General features: G+C 65.5%; 16 protein-coding genes. 6 read left to right on the top strand and 10 right to left on the bottom strand.

Going from position 1 to position 20,281, the window contains the following annotated elements:
- The first annotated feature begins 6 nt into the window (after nucleotides 1-6).
- The 4 genes from VSX79_RS08230 (at nucleotide 7) to VSX79_RS08215 (ending at nucleotide 4,223) form a co-directional block, all read left to right on the top strand.
- Nucleotides 7-795, top strand: coding sequence for a uracil-DNA glycosylase family protein (locus VSX79_RS08230; RefSeq protein ID WP_179496420.1), 789 nt, complete (start codon nucleotides 7-9; stop codon nucleotides 793-795).
- Between the two features lie 12 nt (nucleotides 796-807).
- Nucleotides 808-2,574, top strand: a complete 1,767-nt coding sequence (locus tag VSX79_RS08225) for a lytic transglycosylase domain-containing protein (protein WP_326915135.1) — start codon at nucleotides 808-810, stop codon at nucleotides 2,572-2,574.
- Nucleotides 2,564-3,088, top strand: coding sequence for a molybdenum cofactor biosynthesis protein B (gene moaB / locus VSX79_RS08220; protein WP_179496424.1), 525 nt, complete (start codon nucleotides 2,564-2,566; stop codon nucleotides 3,086-3,088). Before VSX79_RS08225 ends, moaB begins: the two co-directional genes overlap by 11 nt.
- Nucleotides 3,089-3,164: 76 nt before the next feature.
- The gene (locus VSX79_RS08215) at nucleotides 3,165-4,223 is read left to right on the top strand and encodes a PA0069 family radical SAM protein (protein WP_326915237.1); all 1,059 of its coding nucleotides are present in this window, start codon (nucleotides 3,165-3,167) and stop codon (nucleotides 4,221-4,223) included.
- Here VSX79_RS08215 and VSX79_RS08210 read toward each other — a convergent pair.
- The 10 genes from VSX79_RS08210 to tpiA all read right to left on the bottom strand — a co-directional run bounded on the left by VSX79_RS08210 (nucleotide 4,220) and on the right by tpiA (nucleotide 16,580).
- On the bottom strand, nucleotides 4,220-5,824 hold the full coding sequence (locus VSX79_RS08210) for a long-chain fatty acid--CoA ligase (RefSeq protein ID WP_179496426.1): 1,605 nt from the start codon (nucleotides 5,822-5,824) through the stop codon (nucleotides 4,220-4,222). The genes VSX79_RS08215 and VSX79_RS08210 overlap by 4 nt on opposite strands.
- Nucleotides 5,825-5,901: 77 nt before the next feature.
- Entirely contained in the window at nucleotides 5,902-9,390 is a 3,489-nt protein-coding gene (dnaE, locus tag VSX79_RS08205; RefSeq protein WP_326915134.1) for a DNA polymerase III subunit alpha, read from the bottom strand.
- Nucleotides 9,391-9,429: 39 nt separating this feature from the next.
- Nucleotides 9,430-9,906 (bottom strand): glutathione peroxidase, encoded by a 477-nt coding sequence (locus VSX79_RS08200; RefSeq protein WP_179496430.1) that lies wholly within the window; start codon nucleotides 9,904-9,906, stop codon nucleotides 9,430-9,432.
- Between the two features lies 1 nt (nucleotide 9,907).
- On the bottom strand, nucleotides 9,908-10,444 hold the full coding sequence (locus tag VSX79_RS08195) for a hypothetical protein (RefSeq protein ID WP_326915133.1): 537 nt from the start codon (nucleotides 10,442-10,444) through the stop codon (nucleotides 9,908-9,910).
- Nucleotides 10,445-10,473: 29 nt separating this feature from the next.
- On the bottom strand, nucleotides 10,474-11,151 hold the full coding sequence (locus VSX79_RS08190; RefSeq protein ID WP_179496432.1) for an ABC transporter ATP-binding protein: 678 nt from the start codon (nucleotides 11,149-11,151) through the stop codon (nucleotides 10,474-10,476).
- On the bottom strand, nucleotides 11,144-12,394 hold the full coding sequence (locus VSX79_RS08185) for a lipoprotein-releasing ABC transporter permease subunit (protein ID WP_179496450.1): 1,251 nt from the start codon (nucleotides 12,392-12,394) through the stop codon (nucleotides 11,144-11,146). Before VSX79_RS08185 ends, VSX79_RS08190 begins: the two co-directional genes overlap by 8 nt.
- Before the next feature lie 435 nt (nucleotides 12,395-12,829).
- Nucleotides 12,830-13,513: a Crp/Fnr family transcriptional regulator gene (locus tag VSX79_RS08180; RefSeq protein WP_179496452.1), complete on the bottom strand. Its 684-nt coding sequence runs from the start codon at nucleotides 13,511-13,513 to the stop codon at nucleotides 12,830-12,832.
- A gap of 27 nt (nucleotides 13,514-13,540) precedes the next feature.
- Nucleotides 13,541-15,172 carry a CTP synthase gene (locus tag VSX79_RS08175; RefSeq protein WP_179496454.1) on the bottom strand — a complete coding sequence of 544 codons (1,632 nt, stop codon included), beginning with the start codon at nucleotides 15,170-15,172 and terminating at the stop codon, nucleotides 13,541-13,543.
- A gap of 105 nt (nucleotides 15,173-15,277) precedes the next feature.
- Nucleotides 15,278-15,730: a preprotein translocase subunit SecG gene (secG, locus tag VSX79_RS08170; RefSeq protein WP_179496460.1), complete on the bottom strand. Its 453-nt coding sequence runs from the start codon at nucleotides 15,728-15,730 to the stop codon at nucleotides 15,278-15,280.
- 100 nt (nucleotides 15,731-15,830) lie between these two features.
- Nucleotides 15,831-16,580 (bottom strand): triose-phosphate isomerase, encoded by a 750-nt coding sequence (gene tpiA, locus VSX79_RS08165; RefSeq protein WP_326915132.1) that lies wholly within the window; start codon nucleotides 16,578-16,580, stop codon nucleotides 15,831-15,833.
- A 179-nt stretch (nucleotides 16,581-16,759) separates the two neighbouring features.
- Here tpiA and VSX79_RS08160 point away from each other — a divergent pair, with 179 nt between their 5' ends.
- Nucleotides 16,760-18,706, top strand: coding sequence for a peptidylprolyl isomerase (locus tag VSX79_RS08160; RefSeq protein ID WP_326915131.1), 1,947 nt, complete (start codon nucleotides 16,760-16,762; stop codon nucleotides 18,704-18,706).
- A gap of 2 nt (nucleotides 18,707-18,708) precedes the next feature.
- Nucleotides 18,709-20,226, top strand: coding sequence for an anthranilate synthase component I (gene trpE, locus VSX79_RS08155; RefSeq protein ID WP_326915130.1), 1,518 nt, complete (start codon nucleotides 18,709-18,711; stop codon nucleotides 20,224-20,226).
- Nucleotides 20,227-20,281 lie beyond the last annotated feature (55 nt).

Raw genomic sequence — 20,281 nt, 5'->3', positions numbered from 1 at the left:
AAAATCATGGGCGGGCGAAACTCTGCGTTGCTGGCGGAAAGCTATTGTGACTGGTGGTCCTTGGCGGGCGTCGATGCGCTTGTCGGTGAGGCGCCGGCGGGATGGCTGGTCGTGCCGCCCGCAAATGACCCCGCGGCCGCCAAGCCAAAACGCGTCGCCGACATCGAGCCCGAACCGCTCCCGCTGCCCGCTGTGCTCCAGCGACAGGAAGCGCCCGAGGCGTTCGAGCCGAAAGGGCCGGTCGTGTTTCCCGACGACTGGGAAGAATTCCAAGGCTGGCTGGCGACCAGCGCCGATGTGCCTGGCAGCCAGTGGGATGCGCGCCGCGTGCTCCCGGTGGGCGACGCGGGCGCGCCGCTGATGCTGCTCACCGCCTGGCCCGAACTCGACGACCAGCAGGGCGGAACGCTCTTTTCCGGCGGCGCGGGCAAGCTGCTCGATGCGATGCTGCAGGCAATCGGCATGGCGAGGGCAGACTGCTATGTCGCGAGCCTTGCCGTCACCCGCCCTGCCGGCGGCCGCTGCGACGACAAGGACGCCGCCGAACTCGACCGCCTGCTTTGGCATCATTTGCGGCTGGCACGGCCCGAACGGTTGCTGCTGATCGGTAGCGACATCGTTCGCATGGCCGCCGCGACCGCACTTCCCGACGCGCGCGGAAAGTTACTCGATATTAACCAAAGCGGCGCCACGATGGAGACGGTGGCTGTGGCGCATCCCGTGATGCTGCTCGCCCGCCCCGCGCAGAAGGCGGCGGCGTGGGATAGCCTGAAACTGTTCAACCGGGGACGTTGACAGATGCGGAATATGACCAAGATCCTTCTTTCCCGCGCCGTTCTGGCGCTTTCGCTCACCGCGGCGCCTGCATTCGCTGCCGATGCCGGGGGGCGCGATTTTGTATCGGCACCGCAGACGGTGCCCGAAATTCTTTCGTCGAAACAGAAACAGCTTTACACGCAGGTCCTTGGCGCGATCCGCGGCGAGCGCTGGGCCGACGCAAAGGCGCTGCTCGATAGCGCGGAACAGGATGCGAAGGGTGGCCCGCTTACCGATTTCCTGCGCGCCGAACTGTTGACCGCCGCGAACAGCCCGCGCGCCGAAGTCGCAGACATCATGCCGATTCTTTCGCGCTCGCCCTATTTGCCGCAAGCCGCACAGCTTGGCCGCCTCGCGACCAGGCGCGGCGCGACCGATTTGCCGACCCTTCCCTTCGAGGCGCGTCTCGCCTGGGCGGGCAGCGCGCCGCGCCGGCTCGGCGCGGACAGCGTCAGCGACCCGGCGGCGGCGCGTCTCGCGGCGACGATCCCCGACCGGATCAAGAATGACGATCCCGCGGGCGCCGAAACGCTGCTCAACGCCGTCATCGACCAGCTCAGCCCGGCGGCCCGCGCCGAATGGACGCAAAAGGTCGCCTGGTCCTATTATATCGAAAATGACGACCAGAATGCGCTGCGCCTGTCGCTCGCCTGCACCTCGGCCGGCGGCGCCTGGGCGACGCAGGGCGCGTGGGTGCAAGGCCTCGCATCGTGGCGGCTGCGCGATTACCGCACCGCGCTTGCCGCGTTCGACCGCGTCGCAAAGGAAGCGCCCGACAGCGAACAGCGCGCCGCCGCTTATTACTGGGCTTCGCGCGCCGCCGTTGCGGCGGGCCAGCCCGCATTGGTGCAGCCGCGCCTGCGCGCCGCCGCCGCCAATGAGGAAACCTTCTATGGCCTGCTCGCGACCGAATCGCTCGGCGTCGAAGCGGCGAGACAGCGCGAGAATGTCCGCCCCGATCGCAGCGCCTGGCGCGCGCTCGAGGAACAGCCCAACGTCCGCATCGCGATGGCGCTCGCAGAGATCGGGGAGGAGGTCTACGCGGGCCAGGCGCTGCGCCACCAGGCCCAGATCGGCAATCCCGACCAACACGCCCAGCTGATCGCCATGGCGGGGGCGCTCAGCCTGCCCGAAACGCAGCTCTATCTTGCCCACAACACCCCGCACGGCCGCAAGCCGGCTGCCTTGGCCCGCTATCCGCAGCCCAAATGGGAACCCAATGGCGGGTGGAAGGTCGATCCCGCGCTCGTGTTCGCCCACACGCTTCAGGAATCGCGTTTTCAGCGCGCCGTCGTCAGCAGCGCGGGCGCGACCGGGCTGATGCAGGTGCGCCCCGGCACCGCGCGCGACATCGTGCGCTGGGAAGGCGCGGTCGCCGCGCTCGGCGACCTCAAGACGCCCGCGGTGAACATGGATCTCGGCCAGCGCTACCTGCAATATCTGAGCCGCGAACCCGCGACGGGCGGCCAGTTGCCCAAGGTCATCGCCGCCTACAACGCCGGCCCCGCACCGGTCGCGCGCTGGCAGTCCGAGATCCGCGATAATGGCGATCCGCTGCTCTACATGGAATCGATCCCCTATTGGGAAACGCGCGGCTATGTCGGCATCGTGCTGCGCAATTACTGGATGTACGAGGCGCAGCAGGGCAAGCCTTCGGTCAGCCGCGCGGCGCTCGCCCAAGGGAAATGGCCGCGCTTCCCCGACGGCAAGGACCGCACGCGCCTTTCCTATGCCGGCGATTTCGCGAATGCCGATTGACGACAGCCTGGCGTTCAAGCCCGTCCGCATCGCGCTCCTGACGATTTCGGACAGCCGCAGCGCAGCGGACGACCGTTCGGGCGACAAGCTTGAGGAATTGCTGACCGGCGCGGGCCATATCCTCGCCGCGCGCGCGCTGATCAAGGATGAAACCGACCTGATCGTCTCGCGCCTCCACAACTGGATCGACGATCCGGCGGTCGACGTCGTGATCACCACGGGCGGTACCGGGCTCACGGGCCGCGACGTGACGCCAGAGGCGCTGCACCGGCTCGACGGCAAAGAAATCCCCGGCTTCGGCGAATTGTTCCGCTGGCTCAGCTACCAGACGATCGGCACCTCGACGATCCAGTCGCGCGCCTGCGCCGTCGTGGCACGCGGCACCTATATCTTCGCGCTGCCCGGCTCGACCGGCGCGATCACCGACGCGTGGGAAGGCATCTTGTCGACCCAACTCGACAGCCGTCACAAGCCCTGCAATTTCGTCGAACTGATGCCGCGACTGACCGAATAACCAGTTTGTTCTTTATTTGTTCCCACCGGAGGATTATCCTCTCCCGGTGGAATCGTCCAAACCCCTCCCTCCCATCATGGGCCGCGGCGCGCCGACCAATTTGCGCCCGACGCGCACGGGGTCGGCCGCGCGAGTCCTCGACGGCGACTGGCTCGATGCGGCGGAGGACATCGACGGCGAAGCGCCCCGATTGCGCACGACGGTCACGGTCGAGCATCCCAAGACGATCATATCGCGCAACAAGTCGCCCGACATCAGCTTCGACCGCTCTATCAACCCCTATCGCGGCTGCGAACATGGCTGCATCTATTGCTTTGCGCGCCCGACGCACGCCTTCCACGACCTTTCGCCGGGGCTCGATTTCGAAAGCAGGCTCTTCGCAAAGCCCGAGGCGGCAAAGCTCCTGCGCGCCGAACTCGCCAAGCGGGGCTACGAGGCGGCACCGCTCGCCATCGGCACCAACACCGACGGTTATCAGCCGATCGAACGTGAATGGGGCGTCACCCGTTCAGTCATCGAAGTGCTCGCCGAAACGCGGCATCCGCTGATCATCACCACCAAATCGGATCGCGTGCTCCGCGACATCGACCTGCTCGCCGACATGGCGCGCGACAATCTGGTGGGCGTCGCGGTATCGGTGACGACGCTCGATCCCGGGATTGCGCGCACGCTCGAACCGCGCGCGCCGCATCCGAAACGCCGCCTCGCCGCGATCCGCAAGCTGATCGACGCGGGCGTGCCGACGCAGGTCAATATATCGCCGATCATCCCTGCGATCACCGATCACGAGATCGAGGCGATCATGCAGGCCGCTGCCGAAGCGGGCGCGATCCGCGCCTCCTATATCCTGATGCGCCTGCCCTTCGAGGTCGCGCCGCTCTTTCGCGCTTGGCTTGCCGCCCATTATCCCGACCGCGCCGACAAGGTCATGCACATGGTGCAGGACATTCGCGGCGGGCGCGACAACGATCCCGATTTCTTCACGCGCATGCGCGGCCACGGCGTCTGGGCGCAGCTCATCCGAACCCGCGTCAAACGCGCCGCGCGCGAACATGGCATGGACCGGAGCTTCCCGGCCATCCGCAGCGACCTGTTCCGCCCTCCCGAGCGGGATGGGCAGATGGAACTATTCTAGGCCGCCGTCAGCGACCGCAGCTTGTAATCCTTGTAATCGTCGCGGATCTGGCGCTTCAAGATCTTGCCCGTCGCGGTGTGCGGCAGCTCATCGACGAAGACGATTTCGTCGGGCAACCACCATTTGGCGACCTTGTCCTTGAGGTAATCGACGATCGCCGCCTCGCTCGTCTCGGCGCCCGCCTTCTTCACGATCAGCAGGATCGGCCGCTCGTCCCATTTGGGGTGATAGACTCCGACCGCCGCCGCCTCCTGAACCCCCGGCGCGCCAACCGCGGCATTTTCCAGTTCGATCGAGCTGATCCATTCGCCGCCCGACTTGATCACATCCTTTGCGCGATCGGTAATCTGCATGACCCCGTCGGGGTGGAGCACCGCGACGTCGCCGGTGTCGAACCAGCCCTCGGCGTCGGCCGCATCGCTATCGGCTTTGAAATAGCGCTGGATGATCCACGGGCCGCGACATTGCAGGCGCCCGCTCGTCTCGCCGTCGCGTGGCAATTCGCCTCCCTCGTCATCGACGACGCGCAGCTCGACACCGAAGGGCGGACAACCCTGTCGCGTGACAATGTCGACCCGCTCGTCGAAGCCCATCTCGTCCCAGTTCCACGGCCTCTTGCCCATCGTCCCGATCGGCGAGGTTTCGGTCATCCCCCAAGCATGGCCGACGTCGATTCCTGCCTTCATGAACCGCTCGATCATGGCACGCGGCGCCGCCGAGCCGCCGATGATGACGCGGTAAAGCTTGCCATAATCCATGCCGGTCGCGTCCATATGCGCGAACATCGCGAGCCACACCGTCGGCACGCCCGCACTGTGCGTCACGCCCTCGTCGTGCATCAGATCGCACAATATCCGCGCATCGTTAGTCGCGGAAAAGACGAGCTTCGCGCCGACGGTCGCGGCGGCGAAAGGAATACCCCAGCTGTTCGCATGGAACATCGGCACGATCGGCAGCACGACGCTGCGGTTCGACATGTCGAACACGTCGGGCTGGATCTCGGTGATCGCATGGATGACGTTCGAGCGATGCTCGTAGAGGACGCCCTTGGGATTGCCGGTCGTGCCGCTGGTATAGCAAAGCCCGACCGGATCACGCTCGTCGAGCTCCACCCATTCGAAATTGCCATCCTCGACATCGATCAGGTCGCGGTACGACAGATAGCCCTCCCGCGCCGGCGCATCGAACAGGATGAAATGCTCGACCGTCGGCAATTGGCTCCGCAGCCGCTCGACGATCGGCAGGAACATCGCGTCGAACAACAGCACGCGGTCCTCGGCGTGGTTGATGATATAGACGAGCTGCTCGTCGAACAGCCGCGGGTTCACCGTATGCAGCACGCCGCCCATCCCGGCGGTGCCGTACCAGCTGACCAGGTGATGACCATGGTTCATCGCCAGCGTCGCGATGCGGTCGCCCTTCGTAATCCCCAGTTTCACCATCGCGGCGGCGAAACGGCGTGCATCCTTGCCGACCTCTCCCCAGTTCGATCGCGTCGTGCTGCCGTCAACCCACCGCGACACGATCTCGCGTCCCGCATGTTCGCGAGCGGCATGATCGATCAGGCTGGTGACGAGCAGTGGCTGGCCCTGCATTCCCATGGTGCGGCATCCTCAATTATATCGTTGCCCCCCATGGATAGGGTCGAAAACCGCCGATATGCAAGGGGGAAGGAAGGTCAGCGCACCCTGAATTCGCGCGGCGCGACCAGCGACAGCATGGGCTCTGCCACCCCGGCGATCATGTCGAACCGCGACACCGTGTCGGGACCGAGCGCGAAACCGCGGCCGAGTTCGATGCGAATTTCGTCGTCGGTCAGCGGATCGATCGTCGTGATCACGACACGGCCCCGCGCATCGTCGCGTTTGACGAGCAACCGCGCCATATCCTCGATCGCCGCCGGCATTTCGACGCGGCACGCCAGCTGCAACGCCGCGGTCGCGGCGATATCGGCGAGCGATTGCGCACCACGCACGGTGACCCGCGGCGTTTCCTCGCCCTCGAGCAGATCGAGTTCAACCGACAGTAGGGCGCAGCCGCCATCGGCCGCCAGCGCCTCGAGCGTCTTGCCCGCCATCTCGTCGAAACAGCTCGACTGGAATTGGCCGCTGCGATCCGACAGTGTCAGGTTGAGGAAGCGATTACCGCGCTGCGACACGCGCGGCCGCGCGCTTTCGACCATCGCCGCCATCACCATCGGGATGCGCGTGCCCGGCGTCATTTCGACATTGTCGGAGATGTCGCCATAGGATCGCGCGCCGCGCGCCGAGACGATCGCCTCATATTGCTCGACCGGGTGCGACGAGAAATAGAAACCGAAAGCGTCCTTCTCGCGCGTCATTCGTTCGGCGAGCGTCCACGGCTCGGCGGCGGGCAGTTGCAGCACCGGGGCGATCGCTATGTCGCCGCCGAACAGGCCACCCTGCCCCGTCGATCGTTCGTGCGCCGAACTGTTCGCGCAGGCGAGCAGGCTTTCGGCGCCGGCAAAGGCGCGCGGGCGGTCGGGTTCGATACAATCGAACGCCCCCGCTGCCGCCAGCGCCTCGATCTGACGGCGGTTGAGCAGCTTGGGGTCGATGCGGTTCGCGAAATCGTCGAGGCTCGCGAAATCGCCCTTCGCCTGCCGCTCGGCGACAAGCGCCTCCATCGCCTTCTCGCCGACGCCCTTGAGCGCGCCGAGCGCGTAGCGGACAGTCAATCCTTCGTCGCTACGCCCGACCGAGAAATCGGCTTCGCTGTCGTTAACCGACGGCGGCGTGATCGCGACGTCGAGGCGGCGCATATCGTCGATGAAGATCGACAATTTGTCGGTCTGGTGGCTGTCGAACGACATCGATGCCGCGAAAAATTCGTGCGGATAATGCGCCTTCAGCCACGCCGTCTGATAGGAGAGCAGCGCATAGGCCGCAGCGTGGCTCTTGTTAAAGCCATAGCCAGCGAACTTGTCGATCAAGTCGAACAGCTCGTTCGCCGCCTTGGCGTCGATGCCATTATGCTCGCCGCAGCCCTTGACGAAGGTATCGCGCTGCGCGTCCATCTCGGCCTGGACTTTCTTGCCCATCGCGCGGCGCAGCAAGTCGGCGCCGCCGAGGCTGTAGCCGGCGAGGATCTGCGCCGCCTGCATTACCTGTTCCTGGTAGACGAAGATGCCATAGGTTTCGGCGAGGATGCCTTCGAGCAGCGGGTGCGGATAGGCGATCGGCTCGCGCCCGTTCTTACGCGCGCCAAAGAGCGGGATATTGTCCATCGGCCCTGGGCGATAGAGCGCGACGAGCGCGATGATGTCGCCGAAGTTGGTCGGTTTCACCGCCGACAGTGTGCGCCGCATTCCTTCGGATTCCAGCTGGAACACCCCGACGGTCTCGCCGCGCTGGAGCAGCGCATAGACTTCCTCATCGTCCCATGCGAGCGTGTCGAGATCGACATCGACCCCCCGCAACGCGAGCAGGCGCTTCGCCTCCTTGAGCACCGACAGGGTCTTCAAGCCGAGGAAGTCGAATTTCACCAGCCCGGCTGTTTCGACATATTTCATGTCGAACTGCGTCACCGGCATGTCCGAACGCGGGTCGCGATAGAGCGGGACGAGCTGGTCGAGCGGGCGATCGCCGATCACCACCCCGGCGGCGTGCGTCGAGCTATGCCGCGGCAGGCCTTCCAGTTGCCGCGCCATGTCGAACAGGCGCCGCACTCCGTCGTCCTGCTTATATTCAGTCATCAGCTCGGCAACACCGTTCAGCGCGCGTTCGAGCGTCCAGGGATCGGTCGGATGGTTCGGGACCAGCTTGGCAAGCCGGTCGACCTGACCATAGCTCATCTGGAGCACGCGGCCGGTGTCCTTCAGAACCGCGCGCGCCTTCAGCTTACCGAAGGTGATGATCTGCGCGACGGTGTCGCGGCCATATTTTTCCTGCACATAGCGGATCACTTCGCCGCGCCGCGTTTCGCAGAAGTCGATGTCGAAGTCGGGCATCGACACGCGTTCGGGGTTGAGGAAGCGTTCGAACAGCAACCCCAGTTTCAGCGGATCCAGGTCGGTGATCGTCAGCGCCCAGGCGACGACGCTGCCGGCGCCCGAACCGCGTCCCGGCCCAACCGGAATGTCGTGGGCCTTCGCCCATTTGATGAAGTCGGCAACGATCAGGAAGTAACCCGGAAAGCCCATCTGGACGATGACCCCGACCTCGAAGTCGAGCCGCGCGACATAGGCGTTGCGCTCCTCTTCGGAGAGATCGGAATAGAGCGCCAGCCGCGCATCGAGGCCCGCGCGTGCGTCGGCGGCAAGCTGCGCCGCCTCACCCTCGCGGTCGCCCGCAAGGCTGGGCAGGATCGGCTTGCGCTTCGGCGCCATGAAGGCGCAGCGCTGCGCGATGACGAGCGTGTTGCGGATCGCCTCGGGCAGGTCCGAAAAGGCGTCTTCCATCGCCTCGGCGGGCTTCAGCCAGGCTTCGGGGCTCGACACCCGCCGGTCCTCGCTCTCGACATAGGCGGACTGTGCGATGCACAGCATCGCGTCGTGGGCCGGATGGAAGTTCGGTTCGACGAAATTGGCTGGATTGGTAGCGACGATCGGCAACGCCCGTGCATAGGCGAGATCGATCAGCGCCGCCTCCGCCGCCGTCTCGGTCGCGTCGCCGCGCCGCGACAATTCTATATAGAGCCGCCCGTTGAACAGCGCCTCCAATTGCTCGACATAATCCTCGGCCGCACTCTTCTGCTCGCCCGCGAGAAGTCGCGCCAGCGCGCCCTCGCCGCCGCCGGTCAGGCAGATGAGGCCATCGGTCTTGCCCGTGACATCCGACAGCAGGACATGCGGATCCTGTTCGACCGGACGCCCCAGGTGCGCCGCCGAGACGAGCGCGCACAGATTGTCATAACCCTTCTCGTCCTGCGCATAGAGCGCCAGCCAGTCGATCAGCGGTGCGCCGTTCGCCATCCGCTGCCCCGGTCGCGCGACGCTGAGCAGGGTCCCGACGATCGGCTGCACCCCCGCCGCCTTGCACGCATCGCCAAAGGCCATGACGCCGTAAAGCCCGTTGCGATCGGCCACCGCTATCGCCGGAAAACCGCGCTCGCGCGCGGCTTTCGCGATCAGCTTAGGCTCGATCGCCCCTTCCAGCATGGTGAAACTGGAAAAGACGCGCAGGGGAACAAAGGGGCTGTAGGCCATCACATGACGCTACAGTGACAGCGGTGATTCTGCCAAGGCTTAACCCAGCAGTTCCTCAATCTCTTTGCGCAATTGCTCGGGCTTCGTCGTCGGTGCGTGGCGCGACACCGTCCGCCCTTCGCGATCGACCAGGAACTTCGTGAAATTCCACTTGATCCCGCTGCCGAGCAAGCCGGTCTTTTCCTTCTTGAGATGCTTGAAGATCGGATCGGTATCGTCGCCATTGACATCGATCTTCGCCATCAGCGGGAAGCTCACATCATAGGTCAGCGAGCAGAAATTCTTGATCTCCTCCGCATCGCCCGGCTCCTGCGCCCCGAACTGGTTGCAGGGGAACGCCAAAATCTCGAACCCGCGGTCCTTATAATCGCGATACAGCTCCTCCAGCCCCTCATATTGCGGGGTGAAGCCGCACTTCGACGCAGTGTTGACGATCAACAGCACCTTGCCCTTGTAGTCGGCAAGCGATTGTGCGCCGCCGCCGGGCAGTTTCGCCGAAAGATCATAGAGTCCCATGTTATTTCTCCCCGGATTTTTGCGGTCTATAGATGAAATCGAAACTCTTGGTCCAACTGAGTCCGTGATCGACCGACTGCTCGCCATGCTGGCGCACCGATCCGTCTTCGCGCCGCGTATAGGTCATGCGGATCAGGCCATCCTGTTCCTTGCCGGCCACATTCGCCCAGCGGCCGGTCAGCACCATCCTCCCGTCGACCGGTCCCCCGTCGAAATCGACTCGCGCGCCGCCGCTATCGACCCACGCCTGCCGCCAATGCCGGCGTTCCTTGTCATAGTGGCTGAACGAGCCGCCACCGCCCCCCTTGAACGGTTTCCACGTCTCACGGATCGCGCAGCCGTCGAACATCGCTTCGATGCTGCTTGTCGCGACCTGCGTTCCGCTGTTACCCGGATAGACGTCCCACTCACCGACCCAGAAATCGAAGGCACGGTGATCCGGCGCCGAACATGGCGGCGGCGATGGCGGCGCGACCTGCGCCGACGCGGCCGCGGCAGCCAGAATGGCGGCCAACAGCATCGAAAATCGAAGCATCATGGTTCCCCTCTCACCCCGGCGGATAGAAGCTACGCCTCGATATGCCCCTCATGCAAGCGCAACACGCGGTCCATTTTTGCGGCCAGCCGCTCGTTGTGCGTCGCCACCAGCGCGGCCGAACCATGGTCGCGCACCAGCTTCACGAACTGGTCGAACACGCGGTCGGCGGTCGCTTCGTCGAGATTGCCCGTCGGCTCGTCGGCGAGCACCAGCAGGGGCCGGTTCGCCAGCGCGCGCGCGACCGCGACGCGCTGCTGCTCCCCGCCCGACAGCTTGCTCGGCTTGTGATGCAGCCGCTCGCCGAGCCCCAGCCTCCCGAGCAGGTCGGCGGCGCGCTCCTCCGCCTCGGCCTGCCCCGCGCCGCGTATGAGCTGCGGCAGCACGACATTCTCGATCGCGTTGAAATCGGGTAGCAGGTGATGGAACTGATAGACGAAACCGATCTTCTCACGCCGTGTCTTCGTCCGCTCGCCCTGCTGGAAGCGCGTGACGTCCTCGCCGTCGATGCGGATCGTCCCGCCGAAGCCGCCTTCGAGCAGGCCCACCGCCTGCAGCATCGTCGACTTGCCCGACCCCGACGGGCCGAGCAGCGCAACGATCTCGCCGCGGCGCAGCGACGCGTTGACGCCGCGCAGCACCTCGATCGTAACATCGGCTTGGGTGAAGCTCCGTCTCAGGTCGACCAGTTCCAGTGCGACATCATTCATAGCGCAGCACCTGCACGGGGTCGGTATTGGCCGCCTTGTACGCGGGATAGAGCGTCGCGAGGAAGCTGAAGACGATCACCATGATGACGATAGCGGTGATTTCGACCGGGTCGGGCTTCGACGGCAATTCGGTGAGAAAGCGGATCGATGGATCCCAGAGCGGCTGGCCGGTGATGAACTCGACCCCGCGCAGCACCCCTTGCCGAAAATAGAGCAACGAGAAACCGACGATCATCCCCGCAATCGTCCCCGCGATGCCGATCGACAGGCCGATCGCCATGAAGATGCGCATCACCGCGTCGCGCGGCGCGCCCATCGTGCGCAATATCGCCATGTCGCGCGTTTTCGCGCGCACCAGCATGATCAGCGACGAGATGATGTTGAACGAGGCAACAAGGATGATCAGCGACAGGATCACGAACATCGCGACGCGCTCGATCGACAATGCCTCGAACAGGCTGGCGTTCATCGACCGCCAGTCGGAAACGACGGCCCGCGCCGCGAGCTTTTCGGCGAGCGGCTGCATGATCTCGCCGACGCGGTCCGGGTCCTCGGTCTTGACCTCGATCATCTGGACCTGATCGCCGGTGAGCAACAGCAGCTGCGCATCCTCCATCGGCATGACGATATAGGCTTTGTCGAAATCATAGACCCCGATCTCGAAGATCGCCGTCACGCGATAGCTGATCTCGCGCGGCACCGTGCCAAATGGCGTCGAGCGGCCCTGCGGATTGATGATCGTCACGTTCGACCCGACCTGCGCACCCAGATTGCGCGCCAGTTCGCTACCGATCGCGACATTGCCCGAACCCCCGGTCAGGCTGTTCAGACTGCCCTGGAGCACCTTGCCGCCCAGCGTCTTGTTGCTGCGGATATCGGGCACTGTCATGCCGCGCACCAGTACGCCCTCGACCCGCCCGCTGAAGGTCGCGAGCAAAGGTTGCTCGATCAACGGAGTCGCCGACACGACTCCCGGCGTCGCCTTCGCCTGTTCCAGCACGTCACGCCAATTGTCGATCCGTCCGCCGAAACCCTGCACGACCGCATGGCCGTTCAGCCCGACGATCTTGTCGAACAAGTCGCTGCGCACGCCGTTCATCACGCTCATCACCACGACCAGCGCCGCAACGCCCAGCATCACGGCGGTGAAGCTGAACGCTGCGGCGACGAAGATGAACCCTTCGCCGCGCTGCGGAAGCAAATAGCGTTTGAAGATGGTGCGCTCGTACGGACGCAGAATCATGGGAGGACCGGCCTTTGCGGCGCTTGGAAAAGGTCACGCATGATAACTGCTTTAGGCAGGTCAAACAGTGCTGGCAATGGGCGCCTGAATGACCCCAAGTTACCAATGACTCGCATGAATGTGTTGCCCATAGGTCACAGCGGCCCGCAAAAGCGTGGCCAAATGCCCGCCAGAGGGTGACAAAGCCTGGTCCACGACCTACCCCAAGGCTTCTGGTTCAACGCGGCCCAAAGGCCCGGATCCAGGGAGTGCAGGCCTTTCGCCGGCCTGCGCACAAGGGGGATGGCGAGTGTTCGTCACAGGCGCCCGGGTCTTGGAAACAAGGCCCGGGCGTTGTGATTCCGGCTGCAGGACTAGGCCCCTGCTCTGTTCGTCGCTCCGGCGCCCGGATCAAATCCGGAATGACGATGAAGCAAAGGCCGGCGTTGCGAGCGCCTAACCCTCATTCTCGCTGATATCTTCAAGCATCTCGGCGTCGAGCACGCGCACGCGCCCTTGCTCGAGCGAAATCACGCCCGATTCCTCCCAGCTCTTGAGCTGCCGGTTGATATGCTCGCGGCTCATGCCCGCAAAATTGCCGAGTTCTGTCTGGCTGAGTTCGACGCGCTGCGACGCTTCGATATCCTTGCGAATCAAGCGCTTCAGATAGCGCGCGAGGCGCGGGCCGGAGGCATAGGCGCGGTCGCTTTCGATCGTCTGGTCGGCGGTGCGCAGCCGCCGCGCGAGCTGCTGCATCAGCGACCAAGCGAATTCGGGGTGGCTCGCGGCGAAATCCTTGAGCGCGTTGCGGCCGAGTTGAAGCGCGCTGCCGGCGCTCGTCGCGGTCACCGACGCCGTTCGCTCGCCGCCATCGAGCAGCGCGATCTCGCCCAGCACCGCACCGGGCTCGGCATAGGCGAGCACGATCTCGCGCCCGCCGGCGGTGAGCATCGATATCCGGGCCGTACCTTCGGTCAGGATCAGCATCATGTCGCCGGGATCGCCCTGAACGAGCAATTCCTTGCCCTTGACGAAGTTGACCTGCACCGCGCGGCGCGCGATCTCGGCCCAATCCTCGATCGACAGACCGGAAAAAATGCTGTCGGGGCCCTGCAACTCGGCGAGTTTCGCGTGATCCATTTGCCCCTACACCCCTTTTCGTCCGGCCTAGACCAGCCGGCTCTGCTTCACCGCCGCTTCGATGAACCCCGCGAACAAGGGATGCGGGTCGAACGGCTTCGACTTGAGTTCCGGGTGGAACTGCACGCCGATAAACCACGGATGATCGGGGCGCTCAACGATTTCCGGCAACATGCCGTCGGGCGACATGCCCGAAAAGACGAGACCGCCCTTTTCGAGTTGCTCGCGATAGGCGTTGTTGACCTCATAGCGGTGGCGGTGCCGTTCGCTGATGTCATTGGCGCCGTAGACGCTCGCAACATGGCTGTTCGGCGACAGCTTCGCCTCATAGGCGCCGAGGCGCATCGTGCCGCCCAGATCGGTGTCGGCCCCACGCTTCTGCAACCCTTCGGCGCTCATCCATTCGGTGATCATGCCCACCACGGGCTCGTTCGTCGGGCCGAATTCGGTGCTCGATGCGTCCTCGATCCCGCTCGTATTCCGCGCCGCCTCGATGCACGCCATCTGCATGCCGAGGCAGATGCCGAAAAAGGGCACGCCGCGTTCGCGCGCGAAACGCACGCTCGAAATCTTGCCTTCGGACCCACGCTCGCCGAAGCCGCCGGGGACGAGGATGCCGTGCATCGGCTCGAGATTGGCGGCGAGGTCCTCGTCGCGCTCGAACATTTCGGCGTCGAGCCAGCGGATATTGACCTTGACGCGATGCGCCATGCCGCCGTGGACAAGTGCTTCGTTGAGCGATTTATAAGCGTCGGGCAGCGACACATATTTGCCGACGACGCCGATCGTGACCTCGCCCTCGGGGTGCTGCTTGCGATCCATGATATCGTACCAGGCCGTCAGGTCGGGTGCGGGCGCGTCGTGGATACCAAAGGCGTAGAGCACTTCGGCGTCGAGCCCCTCGCCATGATATTGGACGGGCACCGAATAGATGCTGTCGGCGTCGAGCGCCGGGATCACGGCCTCCTTGCGGACGTTGCAGAATTGCGCGATTTTCGCGCGCTCGGTCTCGGGCAGCGGCTTTTCGCAGCGGCAGAGCAGGATGTCGGGCTGGACGCCCAGGGAAGCGAGTTCGCGCACGCTGTGCTGCGTCGGCTTGGTCTTCAGCTCGCCCGCAGCGGCGATATAAGGCACCAGCGTAACATGGACCGAGATGGCGTTATCGCGCCCGACTTCGTTCTTGAGCTGGCGGATCGCCTCGATGAAAGGCAGCGATTCGATGTCGCCGACGGTGCCGCCGATTTCGCACAGCACGAAATCAAGGTCGTCGGTTTCGGCGCGCGCAAATTCCTTGATCGCGTCGGTCACGTGCGGGACGACCTGCACCGTCGCGCCTAGATAATCGCCGCGCCGTTCCTTGGCGATGATGCCCTGATAGATGCGGCCCGAGGTGACATTGTCGCTCTGTCGTGCCGCGACGCCGGTGAAGCGTTCATAGTGACCAAGATCAAGGTCGGTCTCGGCCCCGTCGTCGGTCACATAGACCTCGCCGTGCTGATAGGGCGACATCGTGCCCGGATCGACGTTCAGATAGGGATCGAACTTGCGAATACGGACACGATAGCCACGCGCCTGCAACAAGGCTGCCAGGCTAGCCGCCATCAGACCTTTGCCAAGCGAGGAGACCACGCCGCCGGTGATAAAAATGAACCGCGCCATGGGAGGAAAGACTTACTCAACGGGAGGGGGACGGCGCAAGCCGTCGAATCGCATCCGGCGGAAAATATTTCCGCCGGGCGGGCTGACTGGAGGCCGAAGCCGCCGTTATTTCTTGGCGGGTGGTGCCTGGGCGGGGGCCGGAGCGGCCTCCTGGCTTGCCGCCGCGGCGGCCGCGGCCGCCAGCGGGTCGTCGCCCGCCGCCGCAGGCGCGGCGCCGGCAGCAGCGCCTTGCGCCGGCTGGGCCGGACCGGTCAGCGACGAGGCGGGAGCCGCGCCGCTGGTCTGTGCCGCCTTCGACAGCGAGGTGTCGATCGTTGAACCGCTGCGGCCGACCGAAGCCATCGCCGCGAGCAGGATCGACAGCGCGACGAAGGCGGTTGCAAGAACCGTCGTCGCCCGGGTCATGAAGTCCGCCGCACCGCGCGCCGACAGCAGGCCTGCGGGGCTGCCGCCGACACCAAGGCCGCCACCTTCCGACTTCTGCATCAGGATGACGCCGATCATCACCGCAGCGACGAGCGCCTGCAGGACGAGTATGAAGGTGAAAAGGCTGGACATCGTATTTTCCCGAACTCGCGCGACCTCAAACGGACCGCGCCCGCGGCGCACATAGAGACGAAGCGGCTCCGCTTCAACCCATTGGATCAGCCGCCGAGGATCAGTGGAGCGACGCGCCCGCGCCGATGATCGGCACGAACTTCGCGGCGGTCAGGCTCGCGCCGCCCACGAGCGCGCCGTCGACGTCGCCCGCGCCGAGTAATTCGGCGGCGTTGTCGCCATTGACCGAGCCGCCATAGAGAATGCGCATTTCCTCCGCCGCACCGCCAAACCGGGCCGCGAGCGCGCCGCGGATCGCGCCGTGCATCGCAGCCACATCGGCCACGGTCGGGACCAGGCCGGTGCCGATCGCCCAGATCGGTTCATAGGCAATCGCCAGGCGGGCCGGATCGAATTCGCCCGGAACCGAATCGGCGACCTGCGCCAGCACATAATCGATCGCCCCGCCCGATTCGCGTACCTCGCGCGGCTCGCCGACGCAGAGGATGACCGAAAGGCCGGCGGCCAGCCCCGCTTCGGCCTTGGCGCGGACGTCGGCGTCGCTTTCGCCGAATCCTTCGCGCCGTTCGCTATGCCCGACGATCACCAGGCTCGCGCCGATGTCGGCGAGCATCGGCGCTGCAACCGACCCGGTAAAGGCTCCCGACGCCGCGCTGTGGCAATCCTGCCCCCCGATCGCCTTGCCCGGCGCCGCGACGGCCATGGGACCGATCAGCGTGAAGGGCGGGCAGATGGCGACGTCGACCGCCGGATGATCATCCGCCGCGACGAAAATAGCCCGCGCTTCGGCGACGGCATCCGACAATCCGTTCATTTTCCAGTTGCCGACCACATATTTGCGCCGCGCCATGTCTCTGCCTCTCCCGCTATTGTGGACCTCGTCAGGCCCTAGCGGCGCACGGGGGCGGGAGGCAAGCCGCGTTGGCGCGTGCGAAAAGCCCCTTTCCGGCCTTGATGCCGCTCCGCCTCGCGCCTAAAGCAGCGCGCAATCGCGCACAATTGCGCCCTGCCGGAAAGAATGCCCGCTTCATGATCACCGCCATCCGCGCCATGTTCTCCTCGACGATCGGCAAATTCCTTGCCCTCGCCTTCGTCGTGCTCGTCGGGCTCGCCTTTGCGCTCAGCGACGTCACCGGCAATTCGACCTTCGGCGGGGTCGGCGGCGCCAATGTCGCGAAAGTCGGCGACGAGAATATCGGCGTCGGCGAATTGCGCGAGCGCGTCCGTCAGACCTATAATCAGGCGCGGCAGGACCAGCCCGGCTTGACGATGGCGGCCTTCGTCGAATCGGGCGGTCTCGACCAGGTGCTCGACCAGCTTGTCGAAGGATCGGCCTTCGATCAGTTCGCGACCGAAATGGGCTTCGGCGTCAGCAAGCGGCTGATCGACGGCCGTATCGCCGACCTCCCCGCGTTCGCCGGCGTGTCGGGCAAGTTCGACCAGACGGTGTTCGAGAATTTCCTGCGCCAGAACGGTATCAGCGAGGCGCAGCTGCGCCGCGACCTGCGCCAGCAGATCCTGGTCGAACAGCTGGCCGCTCCGATCGCCCAGATGCCGCGCATCGCGCCCGGCATGGCGCAGCCCTATGCCGCGCTGCTTCTCGAACAGCGCCGCGGTCAGGCGACCTTCATCCCCGCCAGCCCCTTTGCGCCGACCGCCGATCCCGGCGACGCCGCTCTGCGGACCTTCCTGTCGCAGAACAAAACCAAATTCACCGTCCCGGAACGCCGCGTGATCCAATATGCGCTGTTCGATCGCGGCGCCGTCCCGGTTCCCGCGGTTACCGAGGCTGAAATTGCCAAGGTCTACAAGGATAATGCCGCCCAATATGCCGCGAGCGAAACGCGCCGTTTCGCGCAGGTGATCCTTCCCGATCAGGCGGCAGCGAATGCGCTTGCCGCCAAGGTTCGCGGCGGCACCTCGCTCACTGCGGCGGCACAGGCTGCGGGTCTGTCGGCCTCGACCACCGGCGACCTGACCCAGTCGGCCTATGCCGCGACGACGACCGCCGCCGCCGCCAAGGCCGCCTTTGCCGCCAAGCGCGGCGACATCGTTGGGCCCACCCAGACCGGGCTCGGCTGGACCGTCGCACGCGTCGAGGACGTCACCGCCCGCCCCGCGCGCAGCCTTGCCGAAGCGAGCGAAGATATCCGTACCGAACTTGCCAAAAACAAGGCGAACGAAGCGATCGTCGACTATTACAACGCGATCCAGGACGCCGTGAACGGCGGCGCGTCGGTCGAGGAAGTCGCCGCCGACCGCAAGCTCCAGCTCGTCGAGACCCCCGCTCTGCTGCCGAGCGGCCGCGCCCCGGCGCAGCCCGCCTTCGTGCCCGCGCCCGAACTCGCGCCGCTCGTCGCGCAGGCCTTCCAGGCCGCGGGCGAAGGCGAGGGTCATATCGCCACGATCGTCGAGAATGAGAAATTCGCCGTCTATGCGGTGAAGTCGATCGTCGCTGCGGCGCCGCCGCCCTTCGCGCAGATCCGCTCCGACCTGCTCAGCGAATGGCGCTTTGCCGAGGGACAGAAGGTCGCCCGCGACAAGGCGCGCGCGATCGTGAAAGCTGTCGAGGGCGGAAAGAGCCTCCCCCAGGCGGTCGCCGCTGCGGGCCCGAATATCGGCAGCGTGCAGCCAATCGGCGGTCGTCGCGCCGAACTCGGCGCCGACGGCAAGCCCGTTCCGCCGGAACTCGCGTTGCTCTTCTCGATGGCCAAGGACAGCGTCAAGACGCTCGAGATTCCCGGCAACCGCGGCTGGATGGTGATTGCGCTCGACGACGTCCAGCGCCCCGATCCGAAAACGATCGAGCCGCAACGTGTCGCCGCGATCGCCCAGCCCCTCGCTCCCGCTTTCGGCAACGAACTGATCGAACAGCTCGCCGCCGAAGCGAAGCGCCGCGTCGGCGTTACCATCAACAAGGATCTCGTCGCCCAGCTGCGCGCCGAACTCACCGGCAACGCGCCGGTCGTCGAATAAGGGTGAGCCTCGAAGGGAGAGCCGCGGCGCTCGAAGCGCTGGCGCAGGGACGCGGCGCGGTCGTCTGGCAGCGGCTGATCGCCGACATCGAAACGCCCGTGTCGGCGGCGCTCAAGCTGATCGAGCCCGGGCGCGGCGACTGGGTGCTCGAATCGGTCGAAAGCGGCGAAACGCGCGGGCGTTACAGCCTGATCGGGCTCGACCCCGACCTGATGTTCGAGGTGAAGCGCGACGCCGCACGGATCAACCGCGACTGGCGCCGCGACCGTGATGCGTTCGAACCGCTCGAAACCGGCGCGCTGCACGCGCTTCGCGACCTCGTCGCCGAATGCCGCTTCGACGTGCCCGACGGTCTGCCGAAGGCGCTCGCGACGCTCGTCGGCTTCTTCGCCTATGAGACGATCGGCCTCGTCGAGCGCATTCCGCGCGCAGCGGGCGCGGGCCTCGGCCTGCCCGACATGGTGTTCGTGCGCCCGACGGTCATCCTCGTCTTCGACCGCCTTGCCGACGAACTCTTCCTCATCGCGCCGATCTGGCCCGACGCCAACGGCGCGATCGACCGCATGATCGAGGATGCGCAGGAGCGGCTTGAAACGGTCGCCGCCCGCCTGTCCAGCGTCAGCGCGCACAGCGACCGTGCGACGACCGACGCACTGCCGGAAGCGATCGCGGCGAACCCTGCCACCGCGCCAGCGCATTTCGCCGAAATGGTCGCTGCCGCGAAGGATTATATCGCGGCGGGCGACATCTTTCAGGTCGTGCTGTCGCAGCGTTTCTCGACCCCGTTCGACCTGCCGCCCTTCGACCTCTATCGCGCGCTGCGCCGTGTAAACCCCTCGCCTTTCCTCTATTTCCTCGACCTGCCCGGCTTCGCGCTGATCGGCTCCTCGCCCGAGATCCTCGTGCGCGTCCGCGACGGTGAGATCACGATCCGCCCCATCGCCGGCACGCGCCCACGCGGACGCACGAGCGCCGAGGATGTCGAGAATCGCGAGAGTCTGCTTGCTGATCCCAAGGAACGCGCCGAGCATTTGATGCTGCTCGACCTCGGCCGCAACGATGTCGGTCGCGCGGCGATCGGCGGCAGCGTCACCGTCACCGACAGCTATACCGTCGAATTTTACAGCCACGTCATGCACATCGTCTCGAACGTCGTCGGCCGGATCGCGCCCGACAAGGACGCGATCGACGCGCTGTTCGCGGGCTTTCCTGCCGGCACGGTCAGCGGCGCGCCCAAGGTCCGCGCCTGCCAGATCATCGCCGAGCTCGAAGCCGATGCGCGCGGGCCCTATGCCGGCGGCGTCGGCTATTTCGCGCCCGACGGCAATATGGACAGTTGCATCGTGCTGCGCACCGCCATCGTCAAGGATGGCGAAATGCACGTTCAGGCCGGCGCCGGCATCGTCGCCGACAGCGACCCCGCCTATGAACAGCGCGAGTGCGAGGCAAAGGCCGGTGCGCTCTTCGCTGCCGCCCGCGAGGCTGTGCGGTTGGCGGGCACGCCGGGATATGGCCAATAGGGCGCGGCCGCGGCGGAGGCTTTGAAGCGTTGATTTGCAGGAAGGCGGTTTTCGG

The sequence above is a fragment of the Sphingopyxis chilensis genome (genome assembly GCF_035930445.1).
In the GTDB taxonomy this organism is placed as follows: Bacteria; Pseudomonadota; Alphaproteobacteria; order Sphingomonadales; family Sphingomonadaceae; genus Sphingopyxis; species Sphingopyxis chilensis.
Note: the sequence above shows the minus strand (reverse complement) of the source record. Positions and strands in the feature narration are given on the sequence as shown.